Here is a 17,023-nt window from a genome sequence, read left to right on the forward strand (position 1 = left end):
GCGAGATGAGACTGTACAGGAGGCGGGCCGCCTGGTCGAACTCACCCAGTGTGCGGGTGCCGTCACGGCGCCAGCGCGTCGATGGCCTTCACGATCCGCTTGTCCGAGACCGGGTACGCCGTGCCCAGCGCGTGGGCGAAGTAGCTCACCCGCAGCTCCTCGATCATCCAGCGGATCTCGCGCACCTGCTGCGGCACCGGACGGCCCTGCGGCATCTGCTCGAGCAGCCACGCGTACTCGTCCCGCATCTCCTGGACCTTCTCCATGCGCGTGGTGTCCCGCTGCACGTTCGTCGGCATCTGCTGGAGCCGGCGGTCGGCGGCCACCAGATAGCGCATCAGATCGGGCAGGCGCCGTATGCCGGCCTCGGTGACGAAACCGGGCTTCACCAGGCCGTCCAGCTGTGCCCGCACGTCCGCCAGGTTGGGCAGCAGCGCGGGGCTGCCGACGGCCTTCAGGCGCCGTTCGCAGGACTGCCAGGCCGCCAGCACCTGCCGCACCTGGTCCACCGTCCGCACGGTCACGTCCACGATCTCGGCGCGCACCTTGTCGTACAGCTTGCGGTAGGACTCCTCGTCCCACGCCGGCCCGCCGAAGTCCGCGATCAGCTTGTCCGCCGCCGCCATGGCGCAGTCGTCGAACAGGGCCTGGACCGATCCGTGCGGGTTGGCCGAGAGCGACAGCTTCTGCTGGTTCGTCAGCTTCTCGGACGCGAACTTCGCAGGATTGACCGGGATGTTGCGCAGGATCAGCCGCCGCGTGCCCTTCCACATGGCCTCCGCCTGCTCCGCCTCGGTGTCGAAGAGGCGTACGGAGACCGTGTCGCCGTCGTCGACGAGCGCGGGATAGGCCTTCACCGGGTGACCGGCCCGGCGGGTCTCGAAGACCCGGGTGAGCGTGCCGATCGTCCAGTCGGTCAGGCCCCGGCGCTCCAGCGACGGGCCGCCGGAGCGCTCGGCCGTGGCGGCCGCGGCCTGGGAGAGCGCCTTGCGGGTCTTCGGCCGCAGCCGCAGCTTCAGGGCCTGGAGGTCCTTGTCCTCGGCCAGCTTGCGACGGCGCTCGTCGACGATCCGGAACGTGATCTTCAGATGCTCGGGCACCTTCGACCAGTCGAAGTCGTCGGCCTCGAAGGGCACCCCGACCATGCGCTTGAGCTCGCGGGCCATGGTGGTGGTGAGCGGCTCCTGCAGCGGCACCGCTCGCGCCAGGAAGGCCTTGGCGTAGTTCGGCGCGGGCACGTAGTTGCGGCGGATCGGCTTGGGCAGGGAGCGGATCAGCTCGGTGACGAGCTCCTCGCGCAGCCCCGGGATCTGCCAGTCGAAGCCCTCGTCGGTGACCTGGTTGAGCACCTGGAGCGGGATGTGGACGGTCACGCCGTCCGCGTCCGCGCCCGGCTCGAACTGGTACGTCACCCGGAACTTCAGCCCGCCCTGCCGCCAGGAGTCCGGGTAGTCGGCCTTGGTGACCGCCTCCGCGGACTCGCGGATGAGCATCTCCCGCTCGAAGTCCAGGAAGTCCGGCTGCTCGTGCCGCTTGCGCTTCCACCAGGAGTCGAAGTGGGCGCCGGAGACGACGTGTTCGGGCACCCGGGCGTCGTAGAAGTCGAACAGCGTCTCGTCGTCGACGACGATGTCCCGGCGCCGGGCCCGGTGCTCCAGTTCCTCGACCTCGCTGAGCAGCCTGCGGTTGTCGGCGAAGAACTGGTGGTGCGTGCGCCAGTCGCCCTCCACCAGGGCGTTGCGGATGAACAGCTCACGGCTGAGCTCCGGGTCGATGCGCCCGTAGTTCACCTTGCGCTGGGCGACGATCGGCACGCCGTACAGCGTGACCTTCTCGTACGCCATCACCGCCGCCTGGTCCTTCTCCCAGTGCGGCTCGCTGTACGTCCGCTTCAGCAGATGGCCGGCGAGCGGTTCCACCCACTCGGGCTCGATCTTCGCGTTGACCCGCGCCCACAGGCGCGAGGTCTCCACCAGCTCGGCCGACATGATGAAGCGCGGCTGCTTCTTGAACAGGGCCGAGCCGGGGAAGATCGCGAACTTGGCGTTGCGGGCGCCGAGGTACTCGCCGCGTCCGCCGTCCTTGCGCCCGGGCGCCTGGCCGCCGGACTCCTTGACGTCCTTCATGCCGATGTGCGAGAGCAGACCGGCCAGCAGGGAGACGTGGATACGGTCGGCGTCGGCGTCCTGCTCGTTGGGGTGGATGCCCATCTGCTTGGCGACCGTGCGCAGCTGGGTGTAGATGTCCTGCCATTCGCGGATGCGCAGGAAGTTGAGGAACTCCTGCTTGCACATCCGGCGGAAGGAGGAGGAGCCGCGCTCCTTCTGCTGCTCGCGGATGTACCGCCAGAGGTTGAGATAGGCGAGGAAGTCGCTGGTCTCGTCCCGGAAGCGGGCGTGCTGCTGGTCGGCCTGGGTCTGCTTGTCGGCCGGGCGCTCGCGCGGGTCCTGGATGGACAGCGCGGCGGCGATCACCATGACCTCGCGGACACAGCCGTTGCGGTCCGCCTCCAGGACCATGCGGGCCAGCCGCGGGTCGACGGGCAGCTGGGCGAGCCGGCGGCCGGTCTCGGTGAGCCGCTTGCGCGGGTCCTTCTGCGCCGGGTCCAGCGCGCCGAGCTCCTGGAGCAGCTGGACGCCGTCGCGGATGTTGCGGTGGTCCGGCGGGTCGATGAAGGGGAACTTCTCGATGTCGCCGAGGCCGGCCGCGGTCATCTGGAGGATGACGGAGGCGAGGTTGGTGCGCAGGATCTCCGCGTCGGTGAACTCCGGCCGGGTGAGGAAGTCGTCCTCGGAGTAGAGCCGGATGCAGATGCCGTCGGAGGTACGGCCGCAGCGGCCCTTGCGCTGGTTGGCGCTGGCCTGGGAGATGGGCTCGATCGGCAGCCGCTGCACCTTGGTGCGGTGGCTGTAGCGGGAGATCCGGGCGAAGCCGGGGTCGATGACGTACTTGATGCCGGGGACGGTCAGGGAGGTCTCGGCGACGTTGGTCGCCAGGACGATCCTGCGGCCGGTGTGCTGCTGGAAGACCCGGTGCTGCTCGGCGTGCGAGAGCCGCGCGTACAGCGGCAGCACCTCCGTGGAGCGGTACCGCTTCTTGTTGAGCGCGTCGGCGGTGTCGCGGATCTCCCGCTCGCCGGAGAGGAAGACCAGGATGTCCCCCGGCCCCTCGGCCATCAGCTCCTCGACGGCGTCGGTGATCGCGGTGATCTGGTCCCGGTCGGCGTCCTCGGAGTCCTCCTCCAGCAGCGGCCGGTAGCGCACCTCGACGGGGTAGGTCCGCCCGCTGACCTCGATGATCGGGGCGTCGCCGAAGTGCCGGGAGAACCGCTCGGGGTCGATGGTCGCCGAGGTGATGACCACCTTCAGGTCCGGCCGCCGCGGCAGCAGCTGCGCCAGGTACCCGAGCAGGAAGTCGATGTTGAGGGACCGCTCGTGGGCCTCGTCGATGATGATCGTGTCGTAGGCGCGCAGCTCGCGGTCGGTCTGGATCTCGGCGAGCAGGATGCCGTCCGTCATCAGCTTGACGAAGGTGGCCTCCGGGTCGACCTGGTCGGTGAACCGCACCTTCCAGCCGATGGCCGCGCCCAGGGGCGTGTCCAGCTCCTCGGCGATCCGCTCGGCGACGGTACGCGCGGCGATACGGCGGGGCTGGGTGTGCCCGATCATCCCGCGCACGCCACGCCCGAGCTCCAGACAGATCTTCGGGATCTGCGTGGTCTTGCCGGAACCGGTCTCACCGGCCACGATGACCACCTGGTGATCGCGGATGGCGTCGGCGATCTCGTCCTTCTTCTGGCTGACCGGAAGCTGCTCGGGGTAGCCGACGGCGGGCACACGGGCACGCCGGGCGGCCATGCGCTCCTCGGCCCGGGCCGTCTCGCTCTCGATCTCGGCGAGGACGGCGGCACGCGCCTCCGGCTTGCGGATCCTGCGCGCGCCTTCGAGCCTGCGCCCGAGCCGGTGCGCATCGCGCAGCGACAGCTCGGCCAGGCGGGGGGCGAGGGCGCCCGGTGTGGGGGCGGGGTGCGTAGACATACGCCCTCCAGGATCTCACCTCGGGGAAATCACACGCGAACCATTTGCCGGGCCCTGCCGCCACGACGAGGAGGGTCCCGCGACCAGGAGGAAGGTCCGACCACGAAGAAGGTCCGACCACGAAGAAGGCCCCGTCCTGGGGACGGGGCCTTCTGCCGGTGGCTGGGGCCGGGGTCGAACCGGCGACCTTCCGCTTTTCAGGCGGACGCTCGTACCAACTGAGCTACCCAGCCACGAGGTTTCACGTGAAACCTCAGCGGTCCTGACGGGATTTGAACCCGCGGCCTCCACCTTGACAGGGTGGCGAGCACTCCAAACTGCTCCACAGGACCATGTGGTGTCGTATGCGCACCGATGAACGTAAGTGTCGCACACTGTACTGCGTGCCCCCAACGGGATTCGAACCCGTGCTACCGCCTTGAAAGGGCGGCGTCCTAGGCCGCTAGACGATGAGGGCTATCGGCCCGCCTGGGCGCTTCTCAGCGCGTCGGGGACGTGAGAAGCATATGGGATGGCGCGGGGTATCGCCAAAACCGTTTACGGGCGTGAGCGCGGCGCCGGCGACGAGGGCGACGAGGGGGCCGCGGACGCCGGTGGGGACGAGGGCGCGGGCGGGGACGGGGTGGGTGAGGCGCCCGGCTGGTTGTCCTCGGGCAGGTGACGGCTGACCTCGGCCGTCGTCCGGCCCAGACCGCCCAGCTCGATCTCGTCCCAGGCCTGCAGCCGCCGGCTGTCCCGGTCGATGTAGAGGATCGAGGCCTCGATCGGGGCCGGGTGGCCGCGTTCCACCGCACGCAGGCCGCTGCCGCCGGTCGAGCCCTCCATGCGCAGACGGGTGCCGTACTTCAGGATCTGCGTGTCCTCGTGGTGCAGGTGGCCGCAGAGCGCCAGCGGCACGGTGCCGTCCGTCTCGCGGGCCGCCGCCGGCTCGTGGGCGACGGCGATGTCGGCCGGGGTGCCCCGGGCCTGCTGGTCGCGCAGCGCGGAGGCCAGCCGGGCCCCTGCCAGCCGCTCGGCCGCGTCACCGCCGGGCGCCGTGGAGCGGTCGGGGGTGAACTGGGGGTCCCCGGTGCCGGCGAAGCGCAGGCCGGCGATCGTCTCGGCCCGCCCGCCGTCCAGCACGTGCACGTTCCTCATGCGCTCCAGATAGCGCTGGGTGGCCATCGAGTCGTGGTTGCCGCGCACCCAGACGTAGGGGACGCCGAGGTCCTTCACCGGGTCGAGGAAGCCGTTCTCCGCCGCCGTCCCGTGGTCCATCGTGTCCCCGGAGTCGACGATGACGTCCACCTTGTACTGCTCGACCAGCGAGGCGATGATCTTCCAGCTGGCCGGGTTGAGGTGGATGTCGGACACGTGCAGGACCCGGATGGTGGTGGGGTCGGGCTGGTAGGCGGGGAGCGTGGAGGTGACGTCGTACAGCTTGGTCACGTTCGTCACCAGCCGCGCCAGTTCCTTCTGGTACACGTCGAACTCGGTGACGATGCTGCGCGCGTTGCCGACGAGGGAGGGCGCCGAGGACAGCAGGCCCGAGAACCTCGGCTCCAGCACCGACTTGGGGTTCCAGGTGGCGTACGCCGTCCCCCCGCACGCGGCGAGCAGGGCCAGGGCCAGCCCGCCGGCCGCCAGGGCGCGGCGCGGGCGGCGGTAGACGGCCAGGCCCAGCGCGGTCGCGCCGGAGACCACGGCCACGCAGGACCGCACGGCCAGGTCGAGGGTGCCGTGCTCGACGTCGCGCACCACCTCGTCCTGCAGGCCGGAGAGCCGTTCCGGGTGGTCGACCAGGGCCTGGGCGCGCTCGGGGTCGAGCTGGTCGACGTTCACGTCCAGCCGGACCGGGGCGACATGGCTGTCCAGCTCCAGGGCGCCCAGCGGGGAGACATTGATCTTCGTGCCGCCGCTGAGGGACGGGCGCAGGGTCATCGTGGTGTTCATGGGGCCGACCGGGACCCGCACGTCGCCCACGATCAGCAGGCCGAGCCAGGCGCCGGCCACCACCACGGTCACCAGGCCGAGGGCGCGCAGCCACGGACGGGGTCCGGGCGCCGGGGCAAGGCCGGGGCGCGGACGGGGCGGGCGGCGGAGGAGGGCGCGTACGGCCCGGCGGACGGCGGAGGCGCCGGACGCACCGGGCTTGTCGGAGGGGCGGTTCAGGTCTGCGACGGGGACGCGGGCCATTGGTCGCGTATGCCCGTCCGCGGCGCCGGATATGCCCGGGCACGCGCCCGCCGGGGGGCCTTACCGGACAATGGCCGTGTGCTGGAGATGACGCGCGAGGAGTTCGAGGAACTGGTCGCCGAGGCCCTGGACCGGATTCCGCCGGAACTGACACGGCTGATGGACAACGTCGCGGTGTTCGTCGAGGACGAACCGCCCGCGGACGACCCCGAGCTGCTCGGGCTGTACGAGGGCACCCCGCTGACGGAGCGCGGCGAGTGGTACGCGGGCGTGCTGCCGGACCGGATCACGATCTACCGCGGGCCGACGCTGCGGATGTGCGAGACCCGCGAGGACGTCGTCGCGGAGACCGAGGTCACGGTGGTGCACGAGATCGCCCACCACTTCGGCATCGACGACGCGCGGCTGCACGCGCTGGGGTACGGCTGACGGGTGCGGCCGCACGCGGTCCGATCGGCCGGCCGGCGGGCGGGCGCGGTGCGCGGGTACGGCGTCCGGGGCAGGCCGGCGGCCGGTCCGGCGTAGGGGCGCGGGTCCGGGGTCTGCCGGGTGTCCGGGGCGCGGGTCCGGGGAGGGTCGGCCGGGTGTCGGCGGCCGGTCCGGTGTCGGGGCGCGGGTCCGGGGTCTGCCGGGTGTCCGGGGCCGGTCCGGCGTGGGGGCGCGGGTCCGGGGAGGGTCGGCCGGGTGTCGGCGGCCGGTCCGGTGTCGGGGCGCGGGCCCGGGGTCTGCCGGGTGTCGGGGGCCCGGTCCGGTGTTCGGGTGCGGTCCGCGGCGCGCGCCGCGTGTCCTCGCGCGGGTGGGGAGAGTTGGGCACGGAGACTTCTTCTCCCGGAGGTGGCTGCCCGTGCGCCGCTCGTACGTATTCGTCCGCCCTGCCGCCGTGGTCGCCGTCCTCGCCGCTGCCGCCGGCTGCGTCAGCGTGGGGGAGGACTCCGGCGGCGGGGCCAGGCCCTCGCACTCCGCGGGGCGGCACGGTGGCGCGGCGCCCGGCGACGGGCCGGCGCTGTCCGGGGGCGGCCCGGGCCGCGCGGGCGGCGCGGGCGACGGCAAGCACGGTCACGGCGGCAAAGCGCGCAAGGGCGAGTCGCCGTCGGCGTCGGCCTCGCCCTCCGCCGGGGCCGGAGCGACCGCCGCCTCGCCCGGCAAGCGCGGGGTGCCGCCCGAGGCGGGCGGCCCGACGCCGACCCAGGCGGTGCCGCCGCCCCCGCAGACGTCCGCCGCGCCGGAGCCGCCGCCGGCCTCCTCGCCCACGGCCCCGCCCTCACCGACGCCGACGGTGGCCGAACCGTCCTCCTCGGCGCACGAGGGACCGGCGCCGCAGCTGGAGCGGCACGAGCGGCACCGGTCCGCGCCGGAGCCGGGGGCGCGCCGCCCGGCCGACGCACCGCACTGACCTGCGGTTACGGCCTCGGTTTGCCTTCAGGGCCGGAGAGTGCGTATGGTGGCAGATCGTTTGATCCCATTTGCCCGGCGCCCAGCAGAGCGCGCCGTGTGGCGCGTACTCTCCCTTGCCGTGGCGGACCGCATCGAGGCGGTCGTGGTGCGAAACACGGAGTTGACGGGCGCGTGCCGACGAGACTCCGGAAGGTTTCGCATTCGCATGTCCATTGTCAGTACTGATCACGCCGTCGTGCCCGAGAACGGCGACGCGCAGGAGACCACGAGCCCCGAGGCTCCCCAGGTCACCTTCGCCGACCTCGGCCTCCCCGAAGGCGTCGTGCGCAAGCTCGCGCAGAACGGCGTGACGGTCCCCTTCCCCATCCAGGCCGCGACCATCCCGGACGCCCTGGCCGGGAAGGACATCCTCGGCCGTGGCCGCACCGGCTCCGGCAAGACCCTCTCCTTCGGCCTGCCCACCCTGGCCACGCTGGCCGGCGGCCGCACCGAGAAGCACCGGCCGCGCGCCGTCATCCTCACGCCCACCCGTGAGCTGGCCATGCAGGTCGCCGACGCGCTCCAGCCGTACGGCGACGTCCTCGGCCTGAAGATGAAGGTCGTCTGCGGCGGCACCTCGATGGGCAACCAGATCTACGCCCTGGAAAGGGGCGTCGACGTCCTCGTCGCCACGCCCGGCCGGCTGCGCGACATCATCAACCGCGGCGCCTGCTCCCTGGAGGACGTGCGGATCGCCGTCCTGGACGAGGCCGACCAGATGTCCGACCTGGGCTTCATGCCCGAGGTCACCGAGCTGCTGGACCAGGTCCCGGCGGGCGGCCAGCGGATGCTGTTCTCCGCGACCATGGAGAACGAGATCAAGACCCTCGTCGACCGCTACCTCACCGACCCCGTCTCGCACGAGGTCGACGCGGCGCAGGGCGCGGTGACGACCATGTCGCACCACATCCTGATCGTGAAGCCCAAGGACAAGGCGCCGGTCACCGCGGCCATCGCCTCCCGCAAGGGCCGCACCATCATCTTCGTCCGCACCCAGCTCGGCGCCGACCGCGTCGCCGAGCAGCTGCGCGACGCCGGCGTGAAGGCCGACGCGCTGCACGGCGGCATGACCCAGGGCGCCCGCACCCGCACCCTGGCCGACTTCAAGGACGGCTACGTCAACGTCCTGGTCGCCACGGACGTGGCGGCACGCGGCATCCACGTCGACGGGATCGACCTGGTGCTGAACGTCGACCCGGCCGGCGACCACAAGGACTACCTGCACCGGGCGGGCCGCACGGCGCGCGCCGGGCGCACCGGAACCGTGGTCTCGCTGTCCCTGCCCCACCAGCGGCGGCAGATCTTCCGGCTCATGGAGGACGCCGGCGTCGACGCCTCGCGCCACATCATCCAGGGCGGCGCGGCCTTCGACCCCGAGGTCGCCGAGATCACCGGCGCCCGGTCGATGACCGAGGTCCAGGCCGAGTCCGCGGAGAACGCCGCGCAGCAGGCCGAGCGCGAGGTCGCGCACCTCACCAAGCAGCTGGAGCGGGCGCAGCGGCGCGCGGCCGAGCTGCGCGAGGACGCCGACCGGCTGATCGCCCGGGCCGCCCGCGAGCGCGGCGAGACCGTTCCGGTCGAGGACTCCGAGGCGGTGGACGGGACCGGGACGCCGGCCGCACGGGCCGCCGAGGTCTCGGTGCCCGAGCAGCCGGCGGCCCAGGACGTGGACCGCGCCGAGCGGGCCGAGCGTGAGGAGCGTACGGCGGCCTCGTCGTCGTACGACCGCCGGGAGCGGCGGGACGAGCGGGGCGGGCGTTCCTTCGACCGCGACCGTGGCTTCGACCGCGACCGCTCGTTCGACCGGGACCGCTCGTTCGACCGCGACCGTGACCGTGGCGGCCGTTCCTTCGACCGGCGCGACGACCGCGGCGGCTTCAACCGCGACCGGGACCGCGACCGTTCCTTCGACCGGGGCGACCGCGGAGACCGGGGCGGCTTCCGCCGTGACGACCGCGGTGACCGTGGTGACCGTGGCGGCCGTTCCTTCGACCGGCGCGACGACCGGGGCGGCTTCCGCCGTGACGACCGGGGCGAGCGCGGTGACCGTGGCGGCCGTTCCTTCGACCGGCGCGACGACCGCGGCGGCTTCAACCGCGACCGCGACCGGGACCGGGACCGGGACCGTGCTCCCCGTTCCTTCGACCGCCGGGACGAGCGCGGCGGCTTCCGCCGTGACGACCGCCCCGCGCGGCGCGACGAGCGCGGCGGGCACCGCGGCAGCGACCGCCCGTTCAACCGGGACCGCCAGGGCGACCGCCCCGGCGCCCGCTTCAGCGGCCACGAGCGCCCGTACGGCCGTCGCGACGACCACCGCGGCACCGGCGGCTCCTTCGGCCGCCGCGAGGACAAGCCGCGCTGGAAGCGCAACGGCTGACGCCGGGTGACGCGGTTCTGAAAGGGCCCCGCACGACAGCTGTCGTGCGGGGCCCTTCGCGTCCTCCCACCCGTTCGTGAAGTGACGCATGTCACCCTCTCGGTGAGGGAAATGCTGGGGGCATGACAAAAGAAGACGACGCCGGGGAGTACACGCCCGGAGAACGTGCGAGCGGTGCACCCTCGGACGAGGAACGGCTGGCCCAGCTCGGCTACACCCAGGTCCTCGCCCGCCGCATGTCCGCCTTCGCCAACTACGCGGTCTCCTTCACGATCATCTCCGTCCTGTCCGGCTGCCTGACCCTCTACCTCTTCGGGATGAACACCGGCGGCCCCGCCGTCATCACCTGGGGCTGGGTGGGCGTCGGCCTGATGACGCTGCTCGTCGGGCTGTCCATGGCCGAGATCTGCTCGGCCTACCCGACCTCCGCGGGCCTGTACTTCTGGGCCCACCGGCTGGCCCCGCCGCGCTCGGCCGCCGCCTGGGCCTGGTTCACGGGCTGGTTCAACGTGCTGGGCCAGGTGGCGGTGACCGCCGGCATCGACTTCGGCGCCGCCTCCTTCCTCGGGGCCTACCTGAACCTCCAGTTCGGCTTCCAGGTCACCCCGGGCCGCACGATCCTGCTGTTCTCGGCGATCCTGCTGCTGCACGGCCTGCTGAACACCTTCGGCGTGCGCATCGTCGCCTTCCTCAACAGCGTCAGCGTGTGGTGGCACGTCCTGGGCGTCGCGGTGATCGTCGGCGCGCTGGCCCTCGTGCCCGACCACCACCAGCCGGTGTCCTTCGTGTTCACGAAGTTCGTCGACAACACCGGCTGGGGCAACGGGGTCTACGTCGTCCTGCTCGGCCTGCTGATGGCCCAATACACCTTCACCGGCTACGACGCCTCGGCCCATATGACCGAGGAGACCCACGACGCGGCCACGGCCGGCCCCAGGGGGATCGTCCGCTCCATCTGGACGTCCTGGATCGCCGGCTTCGTGCTGCTGCTCGGCTTCACCTTCGCCATCCAGTCCTACGACCGGGCGCTCACCTCCCCGACCGGCGCGCCGCCCGCCCAGATCCTCCTGGACGCCCTCGGCGCCAGTGCGGGCAAACTGCTGCTGCTCGTGGTGATCGGCGCCCAGCTGTTCTGCGGCATGGCCTCGGTCACGGCCAACAGCCGCATGATCTACGCCTTCTCCCGCGACGGCGCGCTGCCCTTCTCGGACGTCTGGCAGCGGGTCAGCCCCCGTACCCGTACGCCCGTTGCCGCGGTGTGGCTGGCCGCCCTGGGCGCCCTGGCGCTCGGCCTGCCCTACCTGATCAACGTGACCGCGTACGCGGCCGTGACGTCGATCGCGGTGATCGGCCTGTACATCGCCTACGTCATCCCGACCCTGCTGCGCGTGCGCCGGGGCGACGACTTCGAACGCGGTCCCTGGCACCTCGGCCGCTGGTCGCGGACGGTCGGCGTGCTGGCGGTGGGCTGGGTGGGCGCGATCACCATCCTGTTCATGCTGCCCCAGGTCTCGCCGGTCACCCCGGAGACCTTCAACTACGCCCCGGCCGCCGTCCTGGTCGTCCTCGGCTTCGCCGCCACCTGGTGGTTCGCCTCGGCCCGCCACTGGTTCCTCGACCCGTCCCACGAACGCACCCGCGCCCGCGCGGCCGCCCGCGCCGGCACCCCCGAACCGGCCGATCCCTGACCCGCGGGCACCCGCGCCCCTGCCCCCCCCTGCACCTCGACGGCACCCGCCCGCACGGCCCCGCACCGGGCCACCCGCACGCCCGTGCATCCCTCCGACCACCCCTCCGACGGCACGACTTCCGGCCCGGCACCCCGATACCCGATCTACGACGCGGTCTCCTTTGGCTATGCTCGGGGAGGCAACATCGCCTGGGCCCTTAGCTCAATTGGCAGAGCAGTGGACTTTTAATCCATTGGTTGTGGGTTCGAGTCCCACAGGGCCTACCGGACCCGTCGGGGTCGGGACCCCCGCCGACCTGGTCGGACGGGGGTTCTGTCATATCCGGGTCGCTTCCGGGCCGTTTCCGGGCCGGCTCGCGCGGCAGGGCGTGAGGAACGCGATGCTGCCCCACCGGTCGGACGGGCAGCCCTCGCGCCGGAGCAGGCCGTCCTTCTCCAGCCGGGTCACCGCGTACGTGAGCCGGCTGCGCGTGATCTTCAGCCGCTCGGCCGGGCCGGTCATGCGCAGGCTGCGCCTCTCGGTCTCGGAGAGAACCGACAGGATGGAGTAGTACGTGAACCAAGTTGCCCGGTCCGTTCCGGCGACAGAATCCAGCGACAGACTTCCAGTGACAGAAAGCGCGCCGATGCCCCGTCCGTACGTCCTGCTGTCCGCCGCCGTCTCCCTCGACGGCTACCTGGACGACACCGGCCCCGAGCGCCTGCTGCTCTCCGGTCCCGCCGACTTCGACCGGGTCGACGAGGTGCGGGCCTCGGTCGACGCGATCCTGGTCGGCGCCGGCACCGTCCGGGCCGACAATCCCCGGCTGCTGGTCAACTCCGCCGAGCGCCGCGCCGCCCGGACCGCCGCCGGACGGCCCGAGTACCCGCTGAAGGTCACGGTCAGCGCCTCCGGGGAGCTGGACCCGCGGGCTCACTTCTGGCACACGGGCGGCGACAAGGCCGTGTACACGACCGACCGGGGCGCGCGGCGGCTGCGCGAGGCCGGTGTCGCCGCCGACATCGTGCCGCTGGGCCCCGCGCTCGACTGGCCGCGCCTGCTGGAGCACCTGCACGACGTGCGCGGGGTGCGGCGGCTGATGGTCGAGGGCGGCGGCACCGTGCACACCCAGCTGCTCCAGCAGGAGCTCGCCGACGAGGTGCAGCTCGTGCTCGCCCCGCTGCTCGTCGGGGACCCGAAGGCGCCCCGGCTGTTCGGGCCCGGCGCCTATCAGGGCGGCCGGCTGCGGCTGGTGGAGAGCCGGGCCATCGAGGACGTCGTCCTGATGCGCTACGAACCGACGGCTCCCGGCCACGGGGACCTCGCCGTCCCCGCGGACCGGCACTGGCTGCGCATCGCCTGCGAGCTGGCCGAGCGGTGCCCGCCCTCGCGCACCGCCTTCAGCGTCGGCGCGGTGGTCGTCGCCGCCGACGGCACCGAACTGGCGCGCGGCTACTCGCGGGAGGCCGGCGACCCGGCCGTGCACGCCGAGGAGGCGGCGCTGGCGAAGATCGACCCCGCCGATCCGCGGCTGGCGGACGCCACGGTGTACAGCAGCCTCGAACCGTGCGCCCGACGCGCCTCCCGGCCGCACCCGTGCGCCCGGCTGATTCTCGACGCGGGGGTACGCCGTGTGGTCATGGCCTGGCGGGAACCGGACACGTTCGTCGAGGGGGCCGACGGCAGCGGGGTGCTGACGGCCGAGGGCGCGCGGGTCGTCGTACTGCCCGGTTTCGCGGAGCGGGCGAAGGCGCCGAACCGGCACCTGCTCGGGTGAGCGGAGGCGTCCCGGGCGGCGCCCGGACGGGGCCGTGACGGGTCCGTTGCGGGTCGGGCGATCATGAACGTGCATTCCGTCCCGCTCATGGCGTACACTGAAGACACAACGACGCGGGGTGGAGCAGCTCGGTAGCTCGCTGGGCTCATAACCCAGAGGTCGCAGGTTCAAATCCTGTCCCCGCTACTGAAGGCTCAGGGCCGGAATCCATCGAGGATTCCGGCCCTGAGTGCTTTTCCGGTGGCCGTCGGCCCGTACGGCGCCGTTCCGGGCCGCGGATCAGCGTGCTGGGACGTGTTCCTCGTCACACCGTGTCATCCCAACGGCCCACACCGGCTCGCTCCCCGCACCCGCTCCGGGAAACCTGGACCGCGGAAAGCGACATGAACATGTGTGGGACATGTGTGGCGGGAGACAAGCGGTGCGGCCTGCAGAGGTGATGGGCGAGGAGCCGTACGACCTCACAGGACAGGAGCAGCCCTACGGCCTCGGAACCCTCGACGACCCGCCCGTCCCCTGCCCGGAGACGGCCGGCGGCCCCTGCCCGCCCGGGGAGCTCGCCCCCACGGGCCCACCGCCGCTCGCCCGGCCCGGCGGACGACCTGCTTCCGGGCCCGGCGAACGACCCGCTTCCGCGTCCGGCGGCCGGGCCGCCTCCGCGCCCGCCGTCGCGCCGGCTCCTGTCCCGGCCGTGGCGGACGCCGCGGCCCAGGCAGGTGCCTCGTCCCTGGCGGATGCCGAGGCCCAGGCGGGCGCTCCGGCCCTGGCGGACGCCGCGGCACGGGCCGGCGGTCCTGCCCCGGCTACCGCCCCGGCCCTGGCGGGCGCTCCGCCCCCGGCTACCGCCCCGGCCCGGTCCGGTGGTCGCCGGGTGCGGTGGACGTCCCGCGCTCGCGCCTGCCTGCGCGCGCTCCCCGCGCTCCTGCTGCTCGCCGCCCTGTGCTGCGACCGCCTCACCCCGGCCCATCTCACCGCGGCCCCCCTGTTCACGGCGGCGCCCCTGGTCGCCGCGCCCCTGCTGTCCCGGCGGGGCACCGTGCTCACCGGAGCCGCGGCCGTGGCCGGGGCGCTCGTTCCGCAGGTGCGGCCCGGAGCCGGATGGCGCCTGGAGGCGGTCACCGAACCGGCCACGGTCGCGACGGTCGCCGTCCTCGCCGTGCTGATCAATCTGCTGGTGCGGCGCAGGGACGCCCGGCTCGCCTCGGCCCGGGAGATCGCCGAGGCGGCACAGCGCGCGGTGCTGCCCGAGCCCGCGGGGCGGATCGGCGGGCTGGACGTCGCGGCCCGCTACGAGGCGGCGCAGGCGGACGCGTTCATCGGCGGGGATCTGTACGCGGTGCAGGAGACCCCCTACGGCGTCCGGCTCGTCGTCGGGGACGTGCGCGGCAAGGGGATGGAGGCGGTGGCCACCGTCGCCGTGCTCATCGGGGCGTTCCGGGAGGCCGCCGAGCAGGAGACCACGCTGGAGGCGGTGGCGCAGCGGCTGGAGCGCGCGCTGGCCCGCGAGGGGGCCCGGCGCGAGGAGGCCGACGCCGTCGAGGGGTTCACCACCGCGGTCCTCGCCGAGATCCCGCGCGAGGGGCAGACGGTGCGGATCGTCAACCGCGGGCATCCACCGCCGCTGCTGCTGCACGCCGACGGCGCCCTGCGCACCCTGCTCGCGGCCGACCCCGCGCTGCCGCTCGGCATGGGCGACCTGGGCGCCTGGCCCGACCGCGCCGAGGAGACGGGTTTCCCCGCCGGGGCCACGCTGCTCCTGCACACCGACGGCGTGTCCGAGGCCCGGGACGCGCGCGGCCGCTTCTACGACCCCGAGCGGCGCCTGGCCGGACGGACCCTCCGCGACCCCCACGCCCTCGTCGCCGCGGTCGCGACGGAAGTGCGCCGGCACTCCGGCGGCGGCATGACCGACGACATGGCGCTGCTCGCCGTACGACGGCCGTGATCACCGTCACGATGAGTGACCGGACGGTCTCGCTCCGCATAACAACTGACACACCGTCATGTCCTGAGCCGCCCCGGCGGGGCCGCGGACGGCCTCGGACACTGTTGAATTCCTGTCAACTCGCCCGGTTTTCGCCGCTCGCGGCCCCTAAGTCCTGGCCAAAAAGGTTTAATGATCAAGGCGAACGGCTTGGAATCGGCACCCCGGGTCTATTAACGTTCGATAACGCAGCGCGGTCGTCCCAGCCGTCACAAGAGGCGGCTCCGTGCGCACGCGTCGAATCCCGCAAGGGAGCCGGGGAACCACCGAATTGGGGTGAATCGGGCGTCATCCGCCGTGACGGCACGGCAGGTTGACGCGCGTAGGAGACCTTCCTGCTCCGAACCCGTCAGCTAACCCGGTAGGCGAAACGGAAGGAAAGGAGCACGCCCGCGTGGCGTCCAACCGGCCTGCCCCAGAAGCCCCGTTCGTGCCGAGTCAGCGCACCGAGACCTTCGGCTACGGCGCCCGGCGCGCCGACGAGGGGCCCTGGGAGGAGTGGAACCCCACCGAGGACTCCCTCCGCCCGGCGCGCGGCCGGCACCGCGTCAGCAAGCAGCGCGGCGGCGGGCTCGCCCGCAGCTCCACCGTCCTCGGTGTCGGCGTCATAGCCGCCGTCGGCGCGGGCGGCATGGCCAGCGCCAACACGGGCAAGCCGCCGGTGTCCATTTCGATGCCGGACCTGCCCTCCGTCGGCACCCTCTTCGACGACTCCCACGACGCCGAGACGCAGGGGTCCGCGACGGCGCTCAGCAGCGTCGGCGTGACCACCGCCGACACCGCCCAGGGCACCTCCGACGCGGGCGAGGCGCTGCGCGACCGCATCATGGCCCAGGCCGCGCAGCAGCAGGTGCAGAGCGACGCCAAGGCCGAGGCGGCCGCCGAGGCCGCCGCCGCCAAGCGGGCCGAGGAGGCCGCCGCCAAGGCGCAGAAGGAGGCCGAGGCCAAGGCCGCCGCCGCGAAGAAGAAGGCGGAGGAGGAGGCCAGGCGGAAGCAGGAGGCCGCCCGGCTGGCCGAGCTCGCCAAGCAGTACACGCTGCCGACCTCCTCGTACACCCTCACCTCCACCTTCGGCGAGGCCGGCTCCATGTGGTCCTCCGGCTACCACACCGGCCTGGACTTCGCCGCGCCCACCGGCACCCTCATCAAGGCGATCCACAGCGGCACCATCACCGAGGCCGGCTGGGCCGGCTCCTACGGCTACCGCACGATCCTCACCCTCGACGACGGCACCGAGCTGTGGTTCTGCCACCAGTCCTCGATCAGCGTCAGCGTCGGCCAGAAGGTGACCACGGGCGAGGTCATCGGCCGTGTGGGTGCCACCGGCAACGTCACCGGCCCGCACCTGCACCTGGAGGTCCACCCGGGCGGCCAGGCCACCGGCGTCGACCCCATGGCGTGGCTGCGCGGCAAGGGCCTCACCCCCTGAGGCCCACCCGGCCCACCCCGCCTCCCCGTCCTCCTCGTCCTCCCCGTCCTCCTCGTCCCCGGGTGGCCGGCTTTTGCGCAGTCTTTGCGGCCGGACGCGCCCCGACCGGAATGGGCCCCTCCGGCGGGTGTGTTGACCTT

General features: G+C 72.9%; 9 protein-coding genes, 5 tRNA genes, 1 pseudogene and 1 riboswitch. Of the genes and pseudogenes, 9 read left to right on the top strand and 6 right to left on the bottom strand.

Annotated elements, in window-relative coordinates:
• Positions 1-62: 62 nt before the first annotated feature.
• The 5 genes from hrpA to ACI2LW_RS12530 form a co-directional block, all read right to left on the bottom strand.
• On the bottom strand, positions 63-4,037 hold the full coding sequence (gene hrpA / locus ACI2LW_RS12510) for an ATP-dependent RNA helicase HrpA (RefSeq protein ID WP_404731150.1): 3,975 nt from the start codon (positions 4,035-4,037) through the stop codon (positions 63-65).
• Between the two features lie 159 nt (positions 4,038-4,196).
• Positions 4,197-4,270, bottom strand: a tRNA-Phe gene (locus tag ACI2LW_RS12515).
• A 24-nt stretch (positions 4,271-4,294) separates the two neighbouring features.
• A tRNA-Asp gene (locus tag ACI2LW_RS12520) sits at positions 4,295-4,369 on the bottom strand.
• Between the two features lie 52 nt (positions 4,370-4,421).
• A tRNA-Glu gene (locus ACI2LW_RS12525) sits at positions 4,422-4,494 on the bottom strand.
• Between the two features lie 80 nt (positions 4,495-4,574).
• The gene (locus ACI2LW_RS12530; RefSeq protein ID WP_404731151.1) at positions 4,575-6,212 is read right to left on the bottom strand and encodes a metallophosphoesterase; all 1,638 of its coding nucleotides are present in this window, start codon (positions 6,210-6,212) and stop codon (positions 4,575-4,577) included.
• 78 nt (positions 6,213-6,290) lie between these two features.
• Here ACI2LW_RS12530 and ACI2LW_RS12535 point away from each other — a divergent pair, with 78 nt between their 5' ends.
• The 5 genes from ACI2LW_RS12535 to ACI2LW_RS12555 all read left to right on the top strand — a co-directional run bounded on the left by ACI2LW_RS12535 (position 6,291) and on the right by ACI2LW_RS12555 (position 11,977).
• Complete coding sequence (locus tag ACI2LW_RS12535) at positions 6,291-6,641, top strand: metallopeptidase family protein (protein WP_110629035.1); 351 nt, start codon at positions 6,291-6,293, stop codon at positions 6,639-6,641.
• Positions 6,642-7,056: 415 nt separating this feature from the next.
• Complete coding sequence (locus ACI2LW_RS12540) at positions 7,057-7,605, top strand: hypothetical protein (RefSeq protein WP_404731152.1); 549 nt, start codon at positions 7,057-7,059, stop codon at positions 7,603-7,605.
• Positions 7,606-7,812: 207 nt separating this feature from the next.
• Positions 7,813-10,023: a DEAD/DEAH box helicase gene (locus tag ACI2LW_RS12545; protein ID WP_404731153.1), complete on the top strand. Its 2,211-nt coding sequence runs from the start codon at positions 7,813-7,815 to the stop codon at positions 10,021-10,023.
• 122 nt (positions 10,024-10,145) lie between these two features.
• The gene (locus ACI2LW_RS12550; RefSeq protein ID WP_404731154.1) at positions 10,146-11,711 is read left to right on the top strand and encodes an amino acid permease; all 1,566 of its coding nucleotides are present in this window, start codon (positions 10,146-10,148) and stop codon (positions 11,709-11,711) included.
• 193 nt (positions 11,712-11,904) lie between these two features.
• A tRNA-Lys gene (locus tag ACI2LW_RS12555) sits at positions 11,905-11,977 on the top strand.
• Between the two features lie 103 nt (positions 11,978-12,080).
• On the opposite strand, the pseudogene ACI2LW_RS12560 reads toward ACI2LW_RS12555, so the two are convergent.
• Positions 12,081-12,266: pseudogene (locus ACI2LW_RS12560) on the bottom strand (MarR family transcriptional regulator); the annotation flags it as partial.
• A 73-nt stretch (positions 12,267-12,339) separates the two neighbouring features.
• On the opposite strand from ACI2LW_RS12560, the gene ACI2LW_RS12565 reads away from it, so the two are divergent.
• From ACI2LW_RS12565 to ACI2LW_RS12580, 4 genes are all read left to right on the top strand, one after another.
• Entirely contained in the window at positions 12,340-13,470 is a 1,131-nt protein-coding gene (locus ACI2LW_RS12565) for a dihydrofolate reductase family protein (protein ID WP_404731155.1), read from the top strand.
• Positions 13,471-13,582: 112 nt separating this feature from the next.
• Positions 13,583-13,656 (top strand) — tRNA-Met (locus ACI2LW_RS12570).
• Positions 13,657-14,233: 577 nt separating this feature from the next.
• On the top strand, positions 14,234-15,415 hold the full coding sequence (locus ACI2LW_RS12575; RefSeq protein ID WP_404731181.1) for a PP2C family protein-serine/threonine phosphatase: 1,182 nt from the start codon (positions 14,234-14,236) through the stop codon (positions 15,413-15,415).
• A gap of 264 nt (positions 15,416-15,679) precedes the next feature.
• Positions 15,680-15,837, top strand: a riboswitch (cyclic di-AMP (ydaO/yuaA leader).
• 11 nt (positions 15,838-15,848) lie between these two features.
• Positions 15,849-16,883, top strand: coding sequence for a M23 family metallopeptidase (locus ACI2LW_RS12580; protein ID WP_404731156.1), 1,035 nt, complete (start codon positions 15,849-15,851; stop codon positions 16,881-16,883).
• Positions 16,884-17,023: the final 140 nt, after the last annotated feature.

The sequence above is a fragment of the Streptomyces sp. NPDC004065 genome, assembly GCF_044903565.1.
GTDB lineage: Bacteria > Actinomycetota > Actinomycetes > Streptomycetales > Streptomycetaceae > Streptomyces.